Source organism: Saccharibacillus sp. JS10 (genome assembly GCF_024436065.1).
Taxonomy (GTDB): Bacteria; Bacillota; Bacilli; order Paenibacillales; family Paenibacillaceae; genus Saccharibacillus.
This window is the reverse complement of sequence record NZ_JANFNS010000005.1, coordinates 307,644-330,763: the sequence shown is the minus strand read 5'-3', so window position 1 is coordinate 330,763 and position 23,120 is coordinate 307,644. Positions and strand designations below refer to the sequence as shown.

The 23,120-nt window shown below is 48.0% G+C and carries 21 protein-coding genes; 15 read left to right on the top strand and 6 right to left on the bottom strand.

Features of this window, described 5'->3' with window-relative positions:
• Nucleotides 1–57 precede the first annotated feature (57 nt).
• The 4 genes from NOM90_RS16555 (at nucleotide 58) to NOM90_RS16540 (ending at nucleotide 3,755) form a co-directional block, all read left to right on the top strand.
• Entirely contained in the window at nucleotides 58–942 is an 885-nt protein-coding gene (locus tag NOM90_RS16555) for an S-layer homology domain-containing protein (RefSeq protein ID WP_255943519.1), read from the top strand.
• A 290-nt stretch (nucleotides 943–1,232) separates the two neighbouring features.
• Entirely contained in the window at nucleotides 1,233–2,390 is a 1,158-nt protein-coding gene (locus NOM90_RS16550) for a YhgE/Pip domain-containing protein (RefSeq protein ID WP_255943517.1), read from the top strand.
• A gap of 94 nt (nucleotides 2,391–2,484) precedes the next feature.
• Nucleotides 2,485–3,159 (top strand): TetR family transcriptional regulator, encoded by a 675-nt coding sequence (locus NOM90_RS16545; RefSeq protein ID WP_255943515.1) that lies wholly within the window; start codon nucleotides 2,485–2,487, stop codon nucleotides 3,157–3,159.
• Entirely contained in the window at nucleotides 3,156–3,755 is a 600-nt protein-coding gene (locus tag NOM90_RS16540) for a restriction endonuclease (protein ID WP_370866630.1), read from the top strand. The genes NOM90_RS16545 and NOM90_RS16540 overlap by 4 nt, the downstream gene beginning before the upstream one ends.
• A 38-nt stretch (nucleotides 3,756–3,793) precedes the next feature.
• Here the strand turns inward: NOM90_RS16540 and NOM90_RS16535 are convergent, their stop codons facing one another.
• Nucleotides 3,794–4,612: a class I SAM-dependent methyltransferase gene (locus NOM90_RS16535; protein ID WP_255943514.1), complete on the bottom strand. Its 819-nt coding sequence runs from the start codon at nucleotides 4,610–4,612 to the stop codon at nucleotides 3,794–3,796.
• A gap of 130 nt (nucleotides 4,613–4,742) precedes the next feature.
• On the opposite strand from NOM90_RS16535, the gene NOM90_RS16530 reads away from it, so the two are divergent.
• The 8 genes from NOM90_RS16530 (at nucleotide 4,743) to NOM90_RS16495 (ending at nucleotide 13,500) form a co-directional block, all read left to right on the top strand.
• On the top strand, nucleotides 4,743–5,315 hold the full coding sequence (locus NOM90_RS16530) for an AAA family ATPase (RefSeq protein WP_255943513.1): 573 nt from the start codon (nucleotides 4,743–4,745) through the stop codon (nucleotides 5,313–5,315).
• A 208-nt stretch (nucleotides 5,316–5,523) separates the two neighbouring features.
• Nucleotides 5,524–7,125, top strand: a complete 1,602-nt coding sequence (locus NOM90_RS16525; protein ID WP_255943510.1) for a response regulator transcription factor — start codon at nucleotides 5,524–5,526, stop codon at nucleotides 7,123–7,125.
• A gap of 12 nt (nucleotides 7,126–7,137) precedes the next feature.
• The gene (locus NOM90_RS16520; protein WP_255943509.1) at nucleotides 7,138–8,943 is read left to right on the top strand and encodes a sensor histidine kinase; all 1,806 of its coding nucleotides are present in this window, start codon (nucleotides 7,138–7,140) and stop codon (nucleotides 8,941–8,943) included.
• Between the two features lie 273 nt (nucleotides 8,944–9,216).
• The gene (locus tag NOM90_RS16515; protein ID WP_255943507.1) at nucleotides 9,217–10,530 is read left to right on the top strand and encodes an ABC transporter substrate-binding protein; all 1,314 of its coding nucleotides are present in this window, start codon (nucleotides 9,217–9,219) and stop codon (nucleotides 10,528–10,530) included.
• Nucleotides 10,531–10,763: 233 nt separating this feature from the next.
• Nucleotides 10,764–11,696, top strand: a complete 933-nt coding sequence (locus NOM90_RS16510; RefSeq protein WP_255943505.1) for a carbohydrate ABC transporter permease — start codon at nucleotides 10,764–10,766, stop codon at nucleotides 11,694–11,696.
• Nucleotides 11,689–12,513 carry a carbohydrate ABC transporter permease gene (locus tag NOM90_RS16505; protein WP_255943503.1) on the top strand — a complete coding sequence of 275 codons (825 nt, stop codon included), beginning with the start codon at nucleotides 11,689–11,691 and terminating at the stop codon, nucleotides 12,511–12,513. The genes NOM90_RS16510 and NOM90_RS16505 overlap by 8 nt, the downstream gene beginning before the upstream one ends.
• Before the next feature lie 461 nt (nucleotides 12,514–12,974).
• Complete coding sequence (locus NOM90_RS16500) at nucleotides 12,975–13,169, top strand: spore coat protein (protein ID WP_255943501.1); 195 nt, start codon at nucleotides 12,975–12,977, stop codon at nucleotides 13,167–13,169.
• A gap of 13 nt (nucleotides 13,170–13,182) precedes the next feature.
• Entirely contained in the window at nucleotides 13,183–13,500 is a 318-nt protein-coding gene (locus tag NOM90_RS16495; protein ID WP_255943500.1) for a spore coat protein, read from the top strand.
• 83 nt (nucleotides 13,501–13,583) lie between these two features.
• Here NOM90_RS16495 and NOM90_RS16490 read toward each other — a convergent pair whose 3' ends face one another.
• The gene (locus tag NOM90_RS16490) at nucleotides 13,584–14,564 is read right to left on the bottom strand and encodes a helix-turn-helix transcriptional regulator (protein ID WP_255943499.1); all 981 of its coding nucleotides are present in this window, start codon (nucleotides 14,562–14,564) and stop codon (nucleotides 13,584–13,586) included.
• Nucleotides 14,565–14,689: 125 nt separating this feature from the next.
• On the opposite strand from NOM90_RS16490, the gene NOM90_RS16485 reads away from it, so the two are divergent.
• Nucleotides 14,690–15,178, top strand: a complete 489-nt coding sequence (locus NOM90_RS16485) for a VOC family protein (protein WP_255943591.1) — start codon at nucleotides 14,690–14,692, stop codon at nucleotides 15,176–15,178.
• A 100-nt stretch (nucleotides 15,179–15,278) separates the two neighbouring features.
• Here NOM90_RS16485 and nagA read toward each other — a convergent pair whose 3' ends face one another.
• From nagA to NOM90_RS16470, 3 genes are read right to left on the bottom strand one after another with little or no spacing between them, the layout of a single operon-like run.
• Nucleotides 15,279–16,505 carry an N-acetylglucosamine-6-phosphate deacetylase gene (gene nagA / locus NOM90_RS16480; protein ID WP_255943497.1) on the bottom strand — a complete coding sequence of 409 codons (1,227 nt, stop codon included), beginning with the start codon at nucleotides 16,503–16,505 and terminating at the stop codon, nucleotides 15,279–15,281.
• Entirely contained in the window at nucleotides 16,502–17,227 is a 726-nt protein-coding gene (nagB, locus tag NOM90_RS16475) for a glucosamine-6-phosphate deaminase (RefSeq protein ID WP_255943495.1), read from the bottom strand. The genes nagA and nagB overlap by 4 nt, the downstream gene beginning before the upstream one ends.
• Nucleotides 17,224–18,090, bottom strand: a complete 867-nt coding sequence (locus tag NOM90_RS16470; RefSeq protein WP_255943493.1) for a MurR/RpiR family transcriptional regulator — start codon at nucleotides 18,088–18,090, stop codon at nucleotides 17,224–17,226. The genes nagB and NOM90_RS16470 overlap by 4 nt, the downstream gene beginning before the upstream one ends.
• A 181-nt stretch (nucleotides 18,091–18,271) precedes the next feature.
• On the opposite strand from NOM90_RS16470, the gene NOM90_RS16465 reads away from it, so the two are divergent.
• Nucleotides 18,272–18,868 (top strand): YdeI/OmpD-associated family protein, encoded by a 597-nt coding sequence (locus tag NOM90_RS16465; protein WP_255943491.1) that lies wholly within the window; start codon nucleotides 18,272–18,274, stop codon nucleotides 18,866–18,868.
• Nucleotides 18,869–19,018: 150 nt separating this feature from the next.
• The gene (locus tag NOM90_RS16460; protein WP_255943489.1) at nucleotides 19,019–22,123 is read left to right on the top strand and encodes an alpha-mannosidase; all 3,105 of its coding nucleotides are present in this window, start codon (nucleotides 19,019–19,021) and stop codon (nucleotides 22,121–22,123) included.
• Between the two features lie 44 nt (nucleotides 22,124–22,167).
• On the opposite strand, the gene NOM90_RS16455 is transcribed toward NOM90_RS16460, so the two are convergent.
• Nucleotides 22,168–22,917 carry an alpha/beta hydrolase gene (locus NOM90_RS16455; protein ID WP_255943488.1) on the bottom strand — a complete coding sequence of 250 codons (750 nt, stop codon included), beginning with the start codon at nucleotides 22,915–22,917 and terminating at the stop codon, nucleotides 22,168–22,170.
• Nucleotides 22,918–23,120: the final 203 nt, after the last annotated feature.

Genomic DNA, 23,120 nt, shown 5'->3' with positions numbered 1-23,120 from the left:
TAAATGGTATGATAAACCGAAGACCCACAGACAAAGATTCTCAGAGGGGGCATCACAATGAAAAATCCAATGCAAAAAAAAATAGGCACAGCGGCAATTGCGGTAAGTCTACTTTTCGGTGCCGCGCCGATCTATGCTTTTTCCGATATTACGGATTCCAACCAAGCAGCGATCATTCAGTCCCTTCAAGACAAAGGATTGATTCAAGGCGTCAGTGCCGACAAATTTGCGCCCAATAATAAACTAACAAATGCACAAGCGGTGCAGTTGATCGTTGATGCTATTGGGCTTGATACAGCAAAAAAGAAATCGAATGCTCCAAGCTGGTTTGCTTCGGTTCCCAAAACCGCTTGGTATAATGATGCGCTAAAAACAGCATTGGAACGCGGCGTGACGATTGACGGAACATGGAACGCCAATGGTAATCCGACGCGGCAGCAATTCGCTAAGCTGCTTTATTTAGGGTTGCTACAAAAAGGCAATTACGCAAACGTGACTAAATATACATCGATTTCGGACGCGAAGCAGATTGCGGCAAAAAACCGCGTGGCGGTAGAATACTTGCTGATGACGAAAGTCGCTTCTTTGGATAAAAACAAAAATTTCCGTCCGACCGCAGCGATTAAACGGATGGAAGCGGCAGAGATGATCTACTACGCGGAGCGAATGGTGAACAAAAGTTACGCGTCTTCTGGAGCGGCTACGGTGACTTATAAAGTCGAAAATGTGGATACCCAGTTCAACAAAGTGACGCTGACTCGCGGAAATCTTCCAGGAACCGGTTACGGATTGCGGATTCAAAAAATCGAATTTGTATCCGATACCGAAGCGGTGATTACGTATCTGCCAACTAACCCACCGACAGGTTCGGCTGCAGCATATCCGGCTACCGCAGTCGCTTACGTGCCTACTGTCTACGATATTACAGTAAAAGCACAGTAGATATTCATGTCACGTAGATGTATTGGAAATTATGAAAAGAATCATGAAGTATTCAAAAAATAAATAAAAGATAAGAAAAAGGTTTGAAGAAGATTACTTCTTTAAATCTTTTTTTCGTTCGGAAAATGCGATAACAAAGCCTTTTTGTAGTTGTTATGTAAAATTGAAAATAATTGTTGACCTGTGTTCATTTTTTCATATATAATTTCAAAGCGAAGTTTAAAACGTTTGTTTTAAACAAAAGTTTAACAGGTCGCGTACGGCGCAACCGAGAAAAGGAGAATCATAAAATGGGTCAAGTTTTTAAAGCATTTCTCAAGCTGCCTACGACCAAAGTCGGGATTATGACTGCGGTATTGTTTCAATTGATTTTCACTGTCGTATGGATGACAGGCTATCAAGGAATTAATGACCGCATTGATCGATTGAATGTCGCGATCGTGAACGAAGATCAAGCGATGGGCGATACCATTGTGAAAAATCTTCAAAGCAATCTGCCTGTGCATGTAAAAACGGGAATGGACTTGGCGGAAGCACAAGACATGCTGCAAGCTCGTGAAGTGCAGATGATCGTACAAATTCCTTCGGATTTTGCTTCCAAAGCTCAATCGCAAGAAACGGCATCGATCCATTACTTCATTAATGAATCGAATCCGGTCATGATCAAAAACATGATGACGTCGATTGCGGACGGCATTACGTCTACGGTCAATAAGCAAGCCGTTACGAACGGTCTGACAGGTATTTTGTCTTCGCAAGCGAAGCTGCCGCAAGAAGCGGCTCAAAGCGCGGCTGCCGTAATGTCTGAGCGCGTCGTATCGGATATTCAATCGGTGAATATCGTAAAAGGCATGAACAATCAGATGGTACCGATGATGATGGTATTGGCTTCGTATGTCGGCGCGATGATCATGGGACAAAACTTCCAAATTTCGTCGAAAGCTTTAGGCGCTAGATTCGGACGTTGGCAGCGTATGGCGGTTCGTCTGATCATCACGGCGGCTTCGTCGATCGTGGTATCGCTGGTCGGAACATCGCTGGTAGCAGCGTTCGGCGGTCAGATGGCGCAAGGATTTTTGTCGCTGTGGGGATTCCAAGCGTTGTTCTTGTTGACCTTTATGTTTGTTGCGCAAACATTCTTGTTCCTATTCGATATGGCGGGCATGTTGTTCAACATCTTGGTATTGTCTGTGCAGTTGGTATCGTCCGGTGCAATGATGCCGCGTGAATTGTTGCCTGAATTCTATCAAGCACTCGGTCATATTTTCCCGGCTACGTATGCGGTAGATGGCTTGATGAATGTTTTGTTCGGCGGTACAGGTACATCCGGCGACGTCGTCGCATTGCTGCTTATTATCGCGGTTTCGCTGGTATTGATCGTGATTGCCACTGCGCTTCGCCGTGACAAAACACCGGTATCTCCGGTTGTGGCGGCTGCCGAATCTTGATGGTATGATAAACGCATAAGCGTGCAAAAAGAACGGAACTTGCAGAACTGCCGCGAAAGCGGCGGTTCTTTTTTTGATAGGAGAGGAAGCAGCTATGAGCAAGGAAGCCGAACATGTAAAGATCAGAATCGTTAAAGCGGCTAAAAAATTGATGGCAACCAAAGGATTTGAATCAACGACGGTTCGGGACATCTGCGCGGAAGCCGGAGCGAATGTATCGCTCGTATCGTATTACTACGGAGGCAAAGAGCATGTTTTCGAAGCGCTGCTCGATGCGTTTATTCCGATTAATCAAGTGAGTGAGATTTTGAGTCGACTCAAGCTAGATCCGGTCGAAGGCATATGTACATTGGTGCGCGAGATTGTTTTGTTTCGAGATTCCGACCCTGATATTTCTCGCATCATTCATCAAGAGATGGTGCGTCAGACGCCGCGAACCACTCTTGTGCAACAACGAATTATCCCGGCTTGGGTGTTGATTCGTGGATTTCTGGAAGAAGGACGTCAGCGAGGCGAATTTCATTTTCGTTCGTTAGATATGACAATCGTTCAATTGCTCGGCAGCGTCTTATTCAGCGATAACCGTAGTGGCTTAATGCCGATCATGCTTGAAACGTTTCCTGATATTGATACGCAAGTCGCGGATGTGCTGGCGTTTGTTTTGGGCGGAGTTGGATATAGGGGAGAATTGAAATTTGCGTGTGAAGCGATTATTCCGGGATTGGTGACACCAAGTTGCCCGGCAGAAAGAAAGGATCATGAACAATGACGTTATTTTCGGTGTCTGATCTTTTGGATATGAATACGTATGGTTGGTTGTGGATTTCATTAGGAACAGCTTTGCTGGTTATCGTCGTAGCTTCGCGTGTGCTGGTGCTGCGTCGTCGCCGGATTCGCAGACAACTTGATCCGCGCCGAATTACAATCAAAGATATTGACGGTATGCTGGACGGATCGGATTTTGAACGTTATTTATATCGATTGTTTACTGAGCTCGGGTATGAAGATGCGTACAAAACAAACACCAGCGGAGATTTCGGGGCTGATCTCATTTTTGCAGATCGATATGGAGAACGTACCGTACTGCAAGCCAAGCGTTATGCGGTGAGCAACCCGGTTGGATTGTCTGCGGTGCAAGAAGTATATGGTTCGATGAACGTGTATAAGGCGCAGCGTGCAGTCGTACTTACCTCCGGTCGATACACCACAGCTTGCCGCAAGCTTGCGGCTTACAATGGTGTCGTGCTGCTTGACCGTGAAGATCTGGAGCAGATTATCGACTTATTTAAAAGCAAACAATTCGAAGCGGCGATGGAAATGATCGAACGCGAACCGGAAGATATGCCGAACCCTTTACTGACTTAAACGTAAAGGGTTTTTGCGTATCGGCACATCGCTTGGATTTATTTCATCGCTAACCGCATCCGGTAACTGAACAAAATGTCTTTGGAGTTTCCGGCAAAAAAAGCTTCGGTATGACTTCGGAACTGTTCGGCAGCGAGTAACACATCTTCTGCACCGAGCTTGATCGCTCCTTGCGTCGCGCCTTGACTGAGTGCCAGATTGACATACCGAGCCGCGTCGAAAGTTTCCCAATGATGAAAGACGATTTCTTTAACGTAGCGGAAATGTCCAGAGTCGATCATCTGCTGCAAATGGTGGTGTTTGTTCCATTTATATGCTTGATCGGCGGCTTCCGATAATTCGGCAACTCGGCGTTCGGCTAACGCAGATAATTCCTTATATCCTTCTTCAAGTTCCAGATTTATGACAGGAGGCCAGTCGCAGTCGTAAGCAGCGAATATGCCGCCTGGTCGCAATACGCGAGCAAATTCAGTCAAAGTTGGCTGCGGATTCATCCAATGGAACGATTGCGAACACGTAATCAGATCCGCCCACTCGTTCGGCAAGCCCAGAGCATCCGAATATCCTTCGCGAAAAGTTAGATGAGCAGGATAACCAAGCGCTTGTCTTTTGTCTTCAGCGACTTGCCGCATATCTTGACTTGGTTCGATTCCGATGATTTGCTTGGCAATATCTAACCACAAAAAAGTAGACAGCCCGGTTCCGCAGCCTACATCTGCGATATGCTCAGGGGAACGCTGCAAATACATCTCCAAGATTTGAATGACTTCGGGCGGCGCAGCAGGGCGACTGTGATCATACAAAGAACCAAATCCCGTGAAACGCTCTACGTTGTTGCTGCGAATCTGTTCCGACATTAAAACCCCTCCTTTTGACTTATCTTTTATTTTGCGTTAACGATCTTCTTGAAGCAAACGTTATGATAGAAAGAAGAAGGTACCAGCCTTAAAACGAGCAAGCTTTCATTTCGAAAAGGAGGACGTTAATATGAGTGACCAGCAGGAACCGTTTCGTCGTATCCATATTTTCGGTGCATCGGGGTCAGGGGCTACGACATTGGGGAAAGCGCTTGAGCAAAAACTAAATGAAATCTATCCAAATACCCATTATGAATTGTTGGATAGTGACGATTATTTTTGGGAACGCAAATTCGATGTCGCACGTTCGCCAGAAGAGCGAATTGCAAAACTACAACCGGATTTGGCACAGCATGAGCGCTGGATTTTGAGCGGATCGGTATGCAAGTGGGGAGACGTGCTCAAGTCTAGTTTTGATTTGGTGATTTTTTTGTATGTGCCGGAAACGGAGCGTTTAAAAAGATTGCAAGAACGTGAATACGATCGTTACGGTAAGAAAGTATTGCCGGGAGGTTCGATGTACGAAGAATCGCAAGCTTTCCTCGAATGGGCGTCCCTTTACGATCACTCGGGTGAAGAAGTGCGGAGTCTGGAACTGCATGAGCGCTGGTTGGAAGATTTGAATTGTCCGATTTGGAAGATTGAAGGATCGCAGACCGTCGAAGAACGAATTCAGTTTATTATAGAAAAAATGGAAAAATGATTTGAAATAAAGCAGAGAACTATTTCGAAAACGGATTCGATTCATAGACCGGTGGGTGGGAATAAAATCTCGCTCATCGGTCTGTTTGATAGGGTAGAGTTTGACCGAATTTATGTGATACGATGTTGTAAACGTTACCAGATAACCGAGCACGTCGACTAACGGATATACGGTTAAGCGGTCGACGCATAGAGAAGGGGGCTCATCTATGGAACGAGTTTGTAAAATTTTGATCGTGGACGACGAGGTGCTGGTTCGGCAAGGCATCAAGCATTATTTGGATTGGGAACAATACGGCTTTCGCATTGTAGGGGAAGCTTCGAACGGGCGAGAAGGCTTAGAAGCGATCCGGCGTCTTCAGCCTCATATCGTATTAACGGATATCGTTATGCCGATTATGGAAGGCGAAGAATTTACCCGGTTGATCAAAAAAAATCATCCCGATATTGAAGTCATTGTGCTAAGCAGTTATGGCGAATTCGATTATGTCAGATCGACCTTCCAAAACGGCGTCGCCGATTATATTTTGAAGCCGAAGCTGGAAGCGCAAGAACTGCTGCGCGTGCTGCAAAATACAGCGAAGCGAATTTCCGCGATTCGCTATACGGGCGAAAGCGTCGGCGAAGGACCGGACGCCGAATCGCTGCTGGAACGGTTGGCGTCGGGCTATGACGCCGACGAAGTCGCTCCGCCCGGCGTGCTGGCGGAGCTGTTTCCGCACGAGGAGTTCGTGCTCGTCGGCAAGTTGAACCTTGAAGGTGCGGGAGATGCCGGCGCAAGCTCGGGCGCCGGCGAACTTCAGCCGCAGCTTGCGAAGCTGCTGCGGGACATGCTCCCGCCTGCGCTGCTCGGCGCAGCGCGCGTGTACGGGCTGCCTGCGGCGGCGCTCGGCAGCGCCGTAGGCAGCGAAGCTGCGCTGGTCGGCTTGCCAAGCCGAGGGCGCGAAGGGCTGATCGCCGCGCTGCGCAGCGGCGAGGCACAGCCGAGCTTCGTCGACCGCCCCGTATTCTGGGCAGTCGGCGAGGCCTTTGCTTCGCTCAAAGAGCTCAGCCCTGCTTATCGGCGGCTGCGCGAACTGCTGGAGTTGCGATTCTTTTTCTCGAATCGCACGCTGATGCTTCCGGAAGAATTACCGGAAGTGACCGAAGCTTTGCCGGCTTTTGATCTGCGTAATTTTACCGAAGAGATCAAGCGCGAGCATTTTGGCGAAGCTTTTCGCGATTTGAGAGAATACACGGCGAAGATGGCTGAGGATCACCGCACGACAGCGGTAGGATTGAAGTCGTTTCTCGGCAATATCGTATTCAACTTGATTACGTTACTGAGCAATATGGGATATGAAGCGTCTGATTTGGATGAAGCGAAATACGGCTTTTTCCGTGAGATTGAAGAAGCAAGCAACGCGAAGACCGCAACGCTGCTACTTGAGCAGTTTTTGCAAAAAGCCGAAATGAAAGTCACCGAACGTACCGATCAGCCGGGCGGCGCCAATATGAAAAAGTTGCTGGCGTATATCGATGAGCATTATACGGAAGCTTTAAGCCTGACGGGTCTTGGCAAACATTTTCATTTTAATCCGTCGTATTTATCCAGTTATTTCACCGCACATAACAAAGAAGGATTTAGCGAATACTTGAACAAAATCAGGGTCGCGAAATCTGAAAAGTTACTTCGGGAAGGCGAATTAAGTATTTCCGAAATTAGCGGGCAAGTCGGCTATTCCGATCCCGGTTATTTTACTAAAGTATTTAAAAAGCATACCGGCTTTTCGCCGAGCCAATATCGTAGGCAGCATCCGGCAAGGCGATAAGGAGGATTATCGATGAAAGCATATTGGCGAAGGTTTCACGCGCAGCGTCTTTTCGTGAAGCTATTTCTCGTCATGGTCGTAAGTACAGTGACCGTCTCGATCGTAACATCGCTTGTGACGATCCGGATGTCGGAGCGACTTTTTACCGAAACGTTTGGCATCACGAACTCGAAGGTGCTGAACCAAATTCGGACTGGACTGGAGTCTTTTAATGACTCGGTAGTCAATGCAGCGACCTATGCCGCGCAAAATGGCACGATCAAAACGTATCTGAGCGGCGGCGAATCGAACTCCGTACGGATGGCAAATACGTATTTTGGGATGAATCAACAAATGAGACGTGCCAAATCTAATGTGGATGCGTATGGCGTCGGCTTAACCGCGGTAGGTGTCAATGGACGTAACTATTCGACAGATCGTAACTATTGGCCTGTTCCTGCTGATCGATTAGTCGGACATCCTTTGTCCCAGCGTATAGAAAAAGAACCACGGCGGCTGATTTATCAGTACGATATGGAACGCGGCGAAGACGGCAGACCGGTTCCGTATATTATTGCGTCTAAAGCTTTAATGGAACGAACGACAGGTTATATCTATGGAAACTTGTATATTTCGATGCGTGAAGACGAGTTTCGAAGGTTCTACGGCAACTTTACGAATGCAGGTAATGATGTTGTCATTATGGATTCTACGGGACGCATTGTGTCCAGTAACCAGACGAAGTGGATCGGTACCGTATCCAAAACATTGCTGAGTTACACCGAATCCGCGTCTAAAGGTGAAGAAGTCGTGCGACGAAACGGCGAGGTGTTTGGGCGGAGTTCGATTATATTGTCCAGCTATATTCCCGAATACGATTTTTATTTGGTAAATTTGATAGATCGAAATTACGCAGCCGGCAAAATCGTGAACTTTCGAGATCTTGTATTGGTTGGCGGGCTGATTGTCGGTGCGGCATTGCTGCTCGTATTTATCATTACAAGGCGTCAAACGCGTTCGTTAACCGTGCTGGTTCGGCAAATGTCCACCGTGACGCAAAAAGATTTCGATAATTATATTCGAGTCACCGAATCATCGGGATATGAAGTACAAGAACTCAGTCGAGCGTATAACTATATGCTTGATGAACTGAACGACTATATTGCAAGGCTGCTACAGACGCAAAAAGAACGCAGAAACGCAGAACTTGCGGCGCTGCAACGTCAGATCAATCCGCACTTTTTGTACAATACTTTGGCTTCGATCAAAATTTTGGTGCAAAAAGGCGACAAAGAAGCCGCAGGGGAAACCATCAATGCACTGATTTCGTTATTACAAAATACGATTAGCAATGTGAGCGAAACGATTACGATCGAGCATGAATTGGAAAATATGCGAAATTATATCTTTATCAATCACGCGCGTTATGGCGATCGGATTCGTGTAAATGTATTTGCCGCGCCGGATTGTATGCAGTACCGAGTTCCTAAGCTGATTATTCAACCGTTTATCGAAAATGCGTTTTTCCATGCGTTTAATGAAAAACAATCCGGCATGATCTATATTCTTGTCTCTCAAGCAGATGGCAAGCTCATTTGTGAAGTGAGCGATAATGGAGACGGGATGGATAGCACGCAAGAATGGACCGGAACCGATATGGGGACTTCTTTGCCAAATCCGAAAAGCAAACGACAATTATTTAGCGGAATCGGCGTACAAAATGTGCATAATCGGATTACGCTGCTCTATGGCGACGACTATGGAGTGACCATCGAAAGCCGTAAAGGCGAAGGCACAAAAGTGAAAATCACTTTACCTTTAATCATGGAAGACGTTTAAATCAAACGCTTCCATGATTTTCTTTTTCTTATTTTAAAAAAACAATCGAACTTTAAAATTTACTCTTTTCTAAATATATTACTAATGATAACGCTATCATTTTTATTAGATATAACGATTTCCCTATTCCGTGTAAAGATATTCCTAACTTCGCGATGTTAGATAGTGCTAAGATAATTCTCGTAAAGCAACCGCTTACAACATTAATTTTCACAGTAATACCACAATGACTAGGGGTCATATTACTATCACCTACGGGGAGATGAGAAAAAGATGAAGAATTGGAAAAAGATTTTGTTGCCTTTGGCAGCATCCGCATTGATGCTTTCGGCTTGTTCGGGTGGCGGCGGTAATACGGAAACAGCAGCAAGCGGCGGCAGCGGCGATGCAGCGAAGAAAGAAATTACAATTTGGGCATGGGACCCGAACTTCAACATCGCAGCACTGAACTTGGCTAAAGAAAAATATGCGAAAGATCATCCAGACGTGACAATCAACATCGTTGAAAACGCACAAGCGGATATCGTGCAAAAGTTGAACACAGGTCTGAACTCCGGTACAACAAAAGGTCTTCCTAACGTTGTCTTGATCGAAGATTACCGTGCTCAAAACTTCTTGCAAGCGTATCCAGATGCTTTCCGCGATATGTCCGACAAGATCAAAGCTGAAGACTTCGCAGATTACAAAGCAGGTCCAACAAGCTTCGACGGCAAACAATACGGTATTCCATTCGACTCCGGCGTAACTGGATTCTACATCCGTACGGACTACTTGGAGCAAGCGGGTTACACGTTGAAAGACGTAACGAATATCGATTGGGATCAATTTATCGAAATCGGTAAAAAGATCAAAGCAGCAACAGGTAAAGACATGCTGACTCAAGATCCTAACGATCTGGGTACACTGCGCGTCATGCTGCAATCGGCAGGTTCGTGGTACTTGAAAGAAGACGGTGTAACGCCTAACATCGCTGGAAACGCAGCATTCAAAGAAGCTCTTGAACTGTACAAATCGATGTTCGACGCTGATATTGTTAAATTGAACTCCGACTGGAGCCAATTCGTAGCTGCATTCAACAGCGGCGACGTTGCTTCCGTGCCAACAGGAAACTGGATCACGCCTTCCGTGAAAGCTGAAGCTTCGCAATCCGGTAAATGGGCTGTTGTTCCGATTCCTCGTCTGAAAGATACACCGAACTCCGTAAACGCATCGAACTCGGGCGGTAGCTCGTGGTACGTAATGAACGTAGACGGTCAAGACACAGCTGCAGACTTTATGGCTGACACATTCGGTTCTGACGCAGAACTGTACCAAGAATTGCTGAGCAAAATCGGTGTACTGGGTACGCTTAAAGCAGCTGCTGGCGGCGAAGCTTACGAGCAACCAGACGAATTCTTCGGCGGTCAAAAAATCTACTCCGACTTCGCAAAATGGACAACAGAAGTTCCTAAAGTTAACTTCGGTCTGCACACTTACGCAATCGAAGATATCCTGTCCGCAGAAGTTCAAAACTACCTGAACGGTAGCAAAGACGTAGACGCAGTTATGAACGATACTCAAGCACAAGCAGAAGCTCAATTGAAATAAGATAGACTAAGCGCAAAAAAAGAAGGAACGCGAACGCGCCGCTCGCCGGTGCGCCGCGTTCCTCCTTCTTCGCTTAGGCTCTAAAGCAAGCGGCGAATTCCCGCCTGCGCGTTGCATATTCAAGCCTAGCTTGGATGTACAACACGGGCGCGGGGCTTTTCCGCCATGATTTATTATGTCTTTGTAACACGAGTTCGCAGCATTTAATGTCTATCCTTAAGGAGGAATGTCGGATGAAAACTACAAATTCCGCAGCCGGTCCGGGCAGCAGTAATGTATTTCGCTCTAGCCGCAGCAACCGTTTTAAAACCGGTATTGTTGGCTGGCTCTTTATCGCTTTAGCTGTAATTATGATTGCCGCTTTCTACTTCTATCCGATGATCCAAGCTCTGATCTTGTCGTTCCAGACAGGAACAGGCATCAATATGAAATTTAACGGCATTGGTAACTACCAAAGGCTGTTTACGGATAAAATGTTCTTGACTGCTGTAACCAACACATTTATCTATTTGCTGTTCCAAGTTCCGATCATGATCATCTTGGCGATGTTCTTCTCGGTACTCCTAAACGATCGTAACTTGAAATTCAAAGGATTTTTCCGTACCGCGATCTTCTTGCCAGCGATCACTTCGCTCGTTGCGTATTCGATCGTATTCAAATACCTGTTCGCACCGAACGGTCTGGTCAATGAAATGCTGATGAATATTCATATTATCAGCGCGCCGATTCAATGGATCTCCGATCCGTTCTGGGCAAAAGTGACGATCATCATCGCGATCACATGGCGCTGGACAGGCTACAACATGATCTTCTACCTGTCGGGTCTGCAAAATATCGACCAATCGATCTACGAAGCAGCACGTATCGATGGCGCTTCGGCAGTTCGTCAATTTTTCAGCATCACGATTCCGCTGCTCAAACCGATCATTTTGTTCACTTCGATTACATCGACGATCGGTACGCTTCAATTGTTCGATGAAGTTATGAACATCACAAAAGGCGGTCCGGGTAACGCAACGACCACCATTTCGCAATATATCTACAACTTGTCGTTCGAATACTCCGCAGACTTCGGTTATGCGGCAACGGTATCGTATTCGATCGTAATCATGATCGTCATCTTGGCGTTCATCCAATTCAAAGTGGCAGGTGATCGAAATGCTTAAAGCAAAAAGAGCCTCTATGTATCTGTTCTTGTCTCTGGCCGCATTTGTCTCGATCTTCCCGTTCTTCTGGATGATCGTAAGCTCGACGAACTTATCGGTTGATGTTACAAAAGGCCGTCTGCTTCCAGGTACGCACTTTCTAGACAACTTGCAAAAGTTAACGTCCAGCGTCGATATTTGGAGCGCGATGGGCAACTCGGCTAAAATCGCGATCTCGACCACGATCTTGGCAATGCTGATCGCTTCGCTCGCAGGTTACGGGTTCGAAATCTATCGCAGTAAAGCAAAAGACGTTGTATTCTCGATCTTGCTGCTGTCGATGATGATTCCGTTCGCGGCACTGATGGTTCCTTTGTATCGCATGTTCGGTAAGATCACCAACTTCTTCCCGACATTCGGGATCGATACACCGGCGGCGGTTGTGATTCCGACATTTACCACCGCGTTCTTGATCTTCTTTTTCCGGCAAAGTACCAAAATGTTCCCGCGTGAACTGTTGGAAGCTGGACGTATGGACGGATTGACGGAACTCGGATTGTTCTTCCGTATCTACTTGCCTACGATGAAAACAACGTATGCGGCAGCTGCAATCATCACATTCATGGCGAGCTGGAACAACTACATGTGGCCACTCGTTATCTTGCAATCGCCTGAAAATCAAACGATCCCATTGCTCATTTCGAATCTCGGTTCGGGATACGCACCGGATTACGGCATGATCATGATGGCAATCGTGATCTCGACAATTCCTACGGCTTTGGTGTTCTTCTTGATGCAGAAACACTTTGTTGCGGGTATGGTGGGGTCGGTTAAATAACTGGTTTGTTTCTAATGAGCATTGAGGTAGGTATGTGCGTCTAGGGAAGGGGTCGATTCGTTTCGATCGCTTGTTGAAAATGGGAAACTTTGATTGGAGTAAGTGATAGGAGGTTTTCCATTTTCAAAGGCGAGTACTTCGTTTCTACGCGAATCGATCCCTTCCGTCCTCATGTTTTCGGGAGGCGACAAAAAAGTTCTTTTACCTTCGGAGGAAGGTGGGAGGGCTTTTTTTGTGCTCCAATATTTGTGGGATAGGGAATGGAAAGAACGTCTTAAATAGATCAAAAATAATTGGGCTTAACGAATATATGTAGACGAAAAGAGGATCGTTCAAACCAAAATCGACAACTGGAAAAATTTAATTAAATGATGGTTTATTTTGCTGGAGGGACGGGTACAAAAAGGAAGAACAAAATGCAGGTTGAATAATCTGCTCAAAACATTTGGAGGTGCGTCGAGATGGCAACAAAAGAGCTAGCGCTACACGAGAAACTCGAAGTCCACGAATTGTTAATCCTCAAAACGTCTTGCGTGACAAAAGCGGTCGCAATGTCCGGATTGGTGCAAGACGAGAAATTGAAAGCCTTGATCGAAGAAGATATCGAAAATTCAGCGCAAGCGGTCGACGAACTGAAAGCACTTTTAATCAGCTAAGGAGGGATTACAGATGACTACACCTAAATCGATGACCAAAGAAACGTTAGTCAAAGCCGTTACGCCGATGGACGATATGGCGATTGCGACGGATATGTTATTGTCGGCGAAAACTGCGGTACGTTCGTATGCGGTAGCGCTGACTGAAGCGGCTTCGCCGAAAGTGCGCAAAGTCCTCAAATCCCAACTGGACACCGCGATTAAAACGCATCAAAAAATCGCCGACTATATGATCGAAAACGAAATGTACCATCCTTACGATCTCGACGAACAGATCGAACACGATATGAAAAAGTCGGAGATCGCCCGGAGTTTGACGGAGACGAAATAGTCGTTGGATTCAATAAAATGATTAAACGCTTGATTCCTATCAATAGATAGGGATTGAGCGTTTTTTTGTGCTTAATATAAGTTCTAAAGTTCGGCAATTAAACGCATATAATACGCACGAAGTTGTTCTTTCAACGCTAATGGCTCTGTAATCTTGATCCACGATCCGAAGCGGGATAAGAACGAACAGATAAATTCGATTTCTTGAGGTTCGTAGCTGCCGCTTAACTGGAACCATCCGTTATGATGAGAATCGGATTCTTTTGCGAGCATCATCGATGGATATAACTGAAGGCGTAATTGCTCGGCACAGTCGGGAGCGACGTAACAAGTGAAAAAAGTCGCTTCCGGCGAAGGCTGGCGTAGATTTTGCGCGGTATGCAAATCGTACATTAGCAAGTCTTCGATAGGCGGCTCGCTAGAAGCTTCGGTGTAGATAATCCGGTCGCAGCGAAATACGCGGTACTCTCGTTTATCCAAATCATAAGCGCGGCAATACCAGAATCCTTGAGAAGCATAGACGGCAAAAGGTTGAATAAGGCGAAGCGGAAGGGATGCAGAATCGATAGCGTTGCGGGTTCCTTTTCCCGATACATACCGAATCTGCAGTACGCGACTTTCGACCGCTGCTTGTAGCAAAGACTCCAAATGTTCGCCGGGATCGGCGGTTTCGTTGGGATATAAAGATATCCTGTTTTGAATACGTTCGATCTGCTGCCGCTGCGTTTCGGAGACGACATCCAGAAACTTTGTATCAATGGAAGCAAACAAACCACGGAAAAGATCGCCCGATAAACCGCGTAGAGTCTGGATCGCCAAATATAGCGACAGCACTTCATTCGTCGTGAACGATACCGGCGGCAGCGAAGCCGTCTCAAGCACGCGGTATCCACCGTACCGACCCTGTTCGGCAAACAGCGGTAGACCGAGTTCTTCGAGCGATTGAATATGGCGCAAAGCGGTACTGCGCGAAATCTGAAATTCATCCATTAACTCACGGAGCGTAAAACGGCGTTTGCGGTAAGCGTAACGTTGCATCGCGTTCAGGCGTTCGGCTTTTTTCATAACAGGTACTCCGATCTTTGAAGATTTATTTCAAGTAAACTCCTTATCGGGTTCATAAACTGACACCTTTAATCATTATGCTGTCAGTGTAACCGAAATCGGAGGAGGAATAAAAGATGAATAAGATGAAAAACGAAGATGTAGCACAATCGAATGGAAGTATGACAGAGTGGCAAACGGAAGTCATTCCTTTTCTGTCGCTGAATGGACGAGCGGCAGAAGCGATTGCTTTTTATGAACAGAAGTTGGGAGCCAAAGTATGGATGAAAGTAAGCTACGCCGATATGGCGAAGATGGATGAAAGTTTTGAGTATGCAGAGGAGCAGAAAGATTGGATTACGCATTCGGTGCTACAGATCGGAGCTAACAAACTGATGATCGCGGAAGAAGCGTTGGATCTCACAAAGCCATGGAGTAGCGGAAACGAATTTTCGTTATGTATCCAATCTCGCAATCACGATGCCATTGTGGATTTGTATGAGCGATTAACGTCCGATTCTCGAACGGCAATTTTAGCGCCTTTGGCGGCGAACTCGTTTAGTACAGGATACGGAGCGGTGCGCGATCCTTTTGGCGTGGTGTTTCAGTTTACGGTGACGCGGCATGAATTTTGATTGAGAAGTGACTAGAACATAAAGAAAATCGAAATGAATCCAAGGAAAAAAGAACCCCAGACGGTTGAAAAGTCTGGGGTTCTTCCTATATACCATTCGCTCAGCCGATCTTAACGCCTTCCGCCCAGACGCCGCGCAGTTCCAGCGCGGCGTCCATAAGGACGAAGTCCGCTCGTTTGCCCGGCTGGATCGAGCCGGTAAATTCGTACAAGCCGGCTTGCCGAGCCGGGGCGCCGCTCGCCGCGTCGGAAGCGCGCTCCACGCTGAGGCGCGCTTCTTGCACAAGAAAGCGGAAGCCTTCCGCCATCGTGAGGCGGCTGCCTGCGAGCGCGCCGCCCTGCGTAAGGGCGACGCCGTCTTTGACGACCACGGGGAGGTCGCCCAAAAAGTAATCGCCGTCGCCGAGCCCCGCGGCGGACATCGCGTCGGTGACGAGGACGAGATTCCCGTCCGTCTTCACCTTCGCAAGAAGCTGGATCGCTCCGGGATGCACATGAATCCCGTCGGCGATCACTTCCGCGACAATCTCGCCTTGTCCGAGCACCGCTCCCGCCGTGCCGGGCTTGCGATGATGCAGCGGCGTCATCGCATTAAACGTATGCACCGCATGGGTCAAGCCGGCATCGATCGCCGCCAACACCTCTTCGTAACTGGCGTCGGTATGACCAAGCGCCGCCGTAATGCCGTTCGCGCGTAACCACGCGATCGTATCCAAAGCGCCTTCGCGCTCCGGCGCCAGCGTAAGCTGGCGGATCAGACCGGGAAAGCGAGCTTCCCAGTCGATCAACCAATCGGTGCGCGGCGGCGAGATATGCTCCGGGTTCTGCGCGCCCGGCCATTTCGGGCTAATAAACGGCCCTTCCAAATGCACGCCTTCGATATGTGCGCCGTGCTTTTCCCCTTGCTTGCGGTAATGCCATACCGCTTCCAGCACGTCGTCTATCATGGCGTGCGATGCCGTCATCGTCGTCGCAAGCATCGAAGTAGAACCGTTCGCGCCGTGGAAAGCTGCGATTTTTGCCAATACGTCAGGCTTCGAAGCGTCCATAAAATCTTCGCCCATGCCGCCGTGAACATGAATATCCACGAACCCCGGCAATAACCAGCCACCTTGCGCGTCGATCACATGTTGCGATTGAACATCTATTTCTTTTTGGTCCGATATATCATCGACTGAACCTATCCAATCAATCTTTCCGTCGATCACTTCGCATACCCCGTTTTCAATCACGCCTTCCGGCGTCACGATCTTTGCATTCACAAAGCGCAAGTTGCTTCCGTTATCGTCAGGTTGCGAATGTTGTCGATCTGATCGGGAATTGCTCATTTTGCCCACGCTCCTGCACCTTCGTCCATCAATACAACCAGGTTCGGATGGAGTTGTAGCAGGGAAGCCGGGCATTCGGTCGTGATCGGTCCAGTCAGTGCGCGCTCTGCAATAGCGGCTTTCGATTCCCCGCGTACAACGAGCATCACTTGACGAGTTTTCATGATTCCGGCGACGCCCATCGTGATTGCTTGTTTCGGTACATCGTCTTCGGAATCGAAAAAGCGTGCGTTCGCTTCAATCGTCTGCTGCTGAAGATCCGTCACATGCGTACCGGCAACCAACACGTCGCCCGGTTCGTTAAATCCGATATGCCCGTTATGCCCAAGCCCGAGTACTTGCAAGTCGATCCCGGCATCTTCGATCATTGCATCGTAATACGCACATTCTTGCTCCAAATTTACCGCAAGCCCGTTCGGCACATGCGTATTTGCCGGATCGATATCGACTTGGTCGAACAGATGCGTATTCATAAAGCAGCGATAGCTCGCCGGGTGGCTGCCCGACAATCCCACATATTCATCCAGGTTGTACGAGCTGGCTTTAGCAAAGCTCAAACTGCCGCTCCGATATAAATGCACTAACTCTTCGTAGATGCCAATAGGCGTACTGCCGGTCGCAAGACCGAGTACCGCTTTCGGTTTAATTTGCAGCAAACTTGCGATCATGCCCGCTCCGGCACGGTTCAAATCTTGTTCGGTACGAAAAGTTAATAGATTCATCGTGAAGCACCTCCAGAAGGTTTGAGATATTGACGAACATTGTGATACGACTGATCCAACATCGGAACATATTCTTCGAAGCCTTCGCTCACCATACCGGTGAACAGAATATCAATCACATGAAGTTGGGCGATTCGAGACGCCATCGCGCCGCGCCGAACGCCTTCTTCGAGCGATGAAGTAAACAGTGGAATATCGGCAAGATCTCGCAAAGCACTCGTTCCATAACGCGTGAGCGACAATGTGAGCGCTCCGGCGTCTTTGGCACATTGCAGCGCGGCGATCGTTTCCGGCGTTTCGCCCGAGTAGGAGATCGCAAGCGCCACATCGCCTTCGTTCAACGTAGAAGCGGATGTGATTTGCATATGCGAATCGGAAAATGCCGTACAGCTTTTGCCGATACGGATCAATTTTTGATAAAAGTCCAATGTCACGATCGACGAAGTGCCCATGCCGTACAGATCGATTCGACGAGCATGTTGCAGAGCGGTTACCGCATCTTCCAACGCTTTGGGATCAAGCAGCCGAGTCGTATCGACAATCGATGCCATATGATTCGCTTCAATCGCAAGCGCAATTTCTTTGAGCGGCTTACCGGCTACAATATCTTGATACGTCGCGGCTTCCGCCGGGCGAGATAGCTCGCTGATTAATCGCATTTTAAAATCGGGAAAGCCTTTGAACCGGAGCGATTTGCAAAACCGGGTGACGGTCGCAGGGCTCGTGCCGCATTCAGCGGCAAGTTCGGTAATCCCGAGATGCTGAACCCGTTCAGGATCATGCAAAATATAATCGGCGAGACGTTTTTCTTGAGGCGAGAAGTGCTGGAGTTGTTCGTGCAAAAGAGAAAGTAGCGCAGACATCACAAACCTCCTTAAGAAATACTATGAAAAACTTTTTCTTTTTAAATTATAATAAATGAAAAATATTTTCTTATAGATTCAGAATAAAGCAAAAAGTTCGCTGGGACAAGTCTCTTTTTCGCCTTTTTCACCTATACTTGAAGTGTTCAGAGTTTGAGATCGTAGATCAGGAGGGATAACGATGGAGTCTTATTCCAAGCATCCGAAAGTCGATACTTTTTTGGAAAAATCCAAGCAGTGGAATACTGAATTTGTAGCGCTTCGAGATTTGGCTTTGCAGAGCGGCGCGACAGAAGATTTGAAGTGGGGTCAGCCTTGCTACACCATTGACGGTCATAATGTATTTCTGATTCATGGATTCAAAGAATATTGCGCGATTTTGTTTATGAAAGGTGCTTTGATGACCGATCCGCAAGCGGCTCTGATCCAGCAAACGGATAAAGTTCAAGCGGCACGTCAGCTACGTTTTAAAGATATGAACGAGATCGAAGAACAATCGGCTATGATTGCGGCATATTTGCAAGAAGCGATCCAGATCGAGAAGTCGGGGCAAAAAGTAGAGTTGAAACCCGTGCAAGAATACGCGGTGCCGATTGAATTTCAAACCCGTTTGGATCAAGACAAGGAGCTGCAAAAAGCTTTCGAATCCCTTACGCCTGGACGGCAACGCGCGTATTTGATCCATTTTACCGAACCGAAGCAATCCAAAACGCGCGAAGCTCGAATCGACAAACATACGCCGCGAATTTTATCCGGTCTTGGGTTAAACGATCGCTAAATAGAGGGTAAAAGCAAAGATTATAATGTTTCTTTAAAATAAACAGGTTTTCTTTACTTTGTAGGCAGGATCGACAACTCCGAACACGAACTGATACTATTCGCCAAAAAGGTGGGGCTTTTTTATCCAAAGTGAATAGGAGTTGAAGATATGCCTTACGAAAATACGAAAATCATGCTGGATCGAGCTAAAAATACGCTAAATCGGCTACGTGACGCCATCTATGAATCGATCGGTTCTTTGCGCACTACCGCTTGGGTGACCAAGGAGCCCGTGGCTTACGAAAATCGAATGTCTGGCGTTCGCAAATCTTTACAGCCGGGCGATCAATGGGGCGAATTATGGGATTGCGCATGGTTTCATTTTGAAGGAGAAATTCCTGCGTATGCTGTAGAACCGGGTAACCGGATCGTGCTGCTGATCGATGTGAACGGCGAATTATGTTTAGTGGACGAAGAAGGTTCGCCGCGTCAAGGATTGACCAATATCAATTCGGAGTTCGAGTTGGCGCTTGGTCTGCCGGGCAAAAGGGTCGTGGATCTGCAATCCGCCGAAACCGGGCAAAAAATCGATCTATGGGCAGACGCCGGATGTAACGATCTGTTCGGAAGTTACCGCAGCGGCACGCTCAAAGAAGCTCAGATAGCGATCTGCCGCGAATGGGTACGCAAGTTGTATTACGACTTTGAAGTGTTGATTGAACTTGCGGAGCAGATCGATATTAAAAGTGCCCGGCGCGCCCGCGTGATCCAAGCGCTGTACGAAGCGTCGCTCAAGCTCTCGATCATCGACGACCATTCGGTAAACGCAGCCCATGAACTTTTGCAACCTCAATTGGACAAACGCGGCGGCGATGCCATGCTTACCGTCAGTGCGATCGGTCATGCGCATATCGATCTTGCGTGGCTGTGGCCGATTCGGGAAACGATTCGCAAAGGCGCTCGAACGTTCTCGACGGTGCTGCGCAATATGGAGAAATACCCGGATTATATCTTCGGTGCCAGCCAGCCGCAGCTCTACCAATGGATGAAAGAATATGATCCGAAGTTGTATGCGCAGATCGGCGAGCGGGTGCGCGAAGGACGCTGGGAATTGCAAGGCGCGATGTGGGTCGAACCGGACACGAATATTTCGGGCGGGGAAGCTTTGGTACGGCAGATTTTGTACGGCAAACGCTTTTTCCGGCAAGAGTTCGGTCAAGACGTACGGACGCTGTGGTTACCGGATGTATTCGGATATAGCGGCAGTCTGCCGCAGTTGTTACGCAAATCCGGCGTGGATTACATGATGACGCAAAAGTTGTCGTGGAGCGTGTACAATACCCATCCGCATCATAGTTTCTTTTGGGAAGGGATCGACGGAAGCCGGATTTTGACGCATTTGCCGCCGGAAGATACGTACAACGGCCCGGCTGCGCCGCGTTCTCTCGCGAAGATCGAACAATCGTATCTGGACAAAAACGTCTCGGAACATGCGCTCATGTTGTTCGGGATCGGCGACGGCGGAGGCGGTCCGGGCGAAGAACATTTGGAGCGGCTAACGCGTGAACATAATCTGCTTGGATTGCCGCCTGTCGTGCAAGAGTATTCGGTGGATTTTTTCCATAAGCTCGAATCCGAAAGCGAAAAGTTCGAGACGTACCGCGGCGAATTGTATTTGGAAAAGCATCAAGGAACGCTGACGTCGCAAGCCCGGAACAAACGCTATAATCGCAAAATGGAAAAAGCGCTGCGCGAATTGGAGTTTACGGCTTCTATGGTTCTTGCTCTAGATGCTTCGGCAGAAAATGATCAGTATCCGACCGAAGCGCTGGATCGAATCTGGAAAGAGATGTTGCTGTATCAATTCCATGATATTTTGCCGGGTTCGTCGATTACGCGGGTATTCGATGAATCGCTTGAGCGGTATGCGGCGTTATATGCGGAGACGATGGAGCTATTGGAATCGGCGCAGCGTAAAGTGTTGGAGTTACAAGGTGGCGGCGATGGCGAAGATGTCTTGGCAGAAGGCGGGACGTTGCTGCTGAATTCATTGCCGTGGACGCGCGAAGAAGTGATTGAGCATGGCGGCGAGTATTACCGGGTATCGGTTCCGTCGATGGGCTATGCGGTGCTGTCTGCCGAAGATCGGGTGGATGTGGAAGCGGGGGCAGAATTGACTGTGGGGTTAGTTGCGCAGGAGCAGCTTTTGGAGAATAAAAAGCTTCGGGTCGTGTTCGATGAGAGTGGCGCGATCACTTCGCTGGTTCATCGTTCGCAGGGGGCTTTGGGTTCGGAGTTGGTTCGCGAACGCGAAATGATTGCGCCTGGCGCAAAAGCAAATGTGTTGACGGTGTACCATGATCGCGGCGATGCCTGGGATTTCGCGCGGGATTACCGGGATACGGTCGCGGGTGTGATGGAACTTGAGGAAAGTCAGGCTTATATTGAAGGAAATGGTGCGGTGTTGGAGCAGAAGTATGTTTTCGGACAATCCTCGTTGACGCAAAAAATTATTTTGGAAGCGGGTAGTGATGTCCTGCGTTTTGAGACGGTGGTGAATTGGAATGAAGATTCTAAAATGCTGCGTGCTTCGTTCCCGGTGCAGATCATGAGCGATCATGTGAATTGCGAGATTCAGTTCGGAATGCTCAAACGTCCGACGACGCGCAACAATGCGATTGAGTTTGCAAGAGACGAGATTTGCGCGCATCAGTATATCGATCTGTCGCAGCCGGATTATGGCATTGCGCTGTTATCCGACAGTAAATACGGCTATAGCGCGGAAGGGCATACGCTGGATATCAATCTGCTGCGCAGCCCAAGTTATCCCGACCCGGTCGCGGATCGCGCGGAGCATGAATTTGTGTATGCGCTATACCCGCACGCGGGAGATATGGTGCAAAGCGGCGTTTACCGCAAAGGATATGAATTGAATACGCCGATTGCGGTGTTCGGAGAAGGTACGGCGGTTAACGGAGCAGGTAGAACTGCATTTTCTTGGATCGAAGTGGAACATCCGAATGTCATGATTGAAGCAGTAAAAAAGGCGGAAGATTCCAATCATCTGATTGTGCGGCTGTATGAGACGTCGGGTACGGATGCGAAGGCGCAGTTGAAATTCGCTACGCCTTGCGCGGAGATTACGGAGACGGATCTGATGGAGCAGCCGTTGGAGCCGGATAGTAGGGAAGCGGCTGTACGACGTGAGACTTCGCAAATAGAGCTTGCGTTTACGCCTTTTGAAATTAAAACGTTGCGTGTGCAAGTGAAGTGAAATAGGTCAGGGGAAAGACGCGAAGCTTAGAGCTTTGCGTCTTTTTAACTTTTCCAATCTAATGTGTTTAGAAAATGTTCGGTATCTTCGAAAACGGTCTGTTGCTCGGGGCTGAGTGTCAGGATATGACCGGAGTTCGGGTAGAGAGTGTATGTTTTGCGGGGATCGGGAACTTTTTCGTAGATTACGGCAGCGCTTTCTACATATAAAGGTTGATCTAACGCGCCTTGCATCACGGCTACCGGAGCTTGGAGGTATTGAAGTTGGTTGCCGACGTCCGAGATCAGGTCTTGGAGATGCGAAAGTTGCTCGCGCGGGCGTTGGTCTAGTTCTTGCAGTTCTTTTTGCAGGATATCCGGTGATTTGCCTTCGAATGTTTTGTATGACTTCGCGTAGCTTACGACACGTTCGTATAATTCGTTTGCGCTTTTGCCTTGAATCGGAGCGCACATGGAGACTACGCCGGTTACGGGATATTCTACGCCGAGTCGTAGCGCAAATACTGCGCCGAGCGATACGCCGACGACTGCGATCTGGGTGTATCCTTTTGCGATCAGTAGTCGGTAGCCTTCTTCCGCGTCGCGCCACCAATTTTCCGGGTGTAGCTCCAACAGTTCTTCGGCGGGATGACCGTGACCGGTGTATAGCGGAGCATGGCAGGTATAACCTTTTTCGTGCAAATATCGACCTAACTTACGCACATCGGCGGGATTTCCGGTAAAACCGTGCAGCAGCAGTACCGCGCGCTTGCCAGCTTCGTAAGTAAAAGACTGCGGCGGGATCATTTTCATCATATTCACTCCTGTGTGGGTTGCTGGTTCTATCTAATCATATTTCGAGGAGACTGTGAACGTTGAACGGTATTGAAAAACAGAATAAAGTTCATTGTAGTGAGCGATAAAAGATTCATTCCGTGAGAAAAACAAAGCTTTGTGATAGGATTATTGTATAAGTATTGATCAGCGCCGAAAGAATCGGGGCCTTGAGATGGATTTCC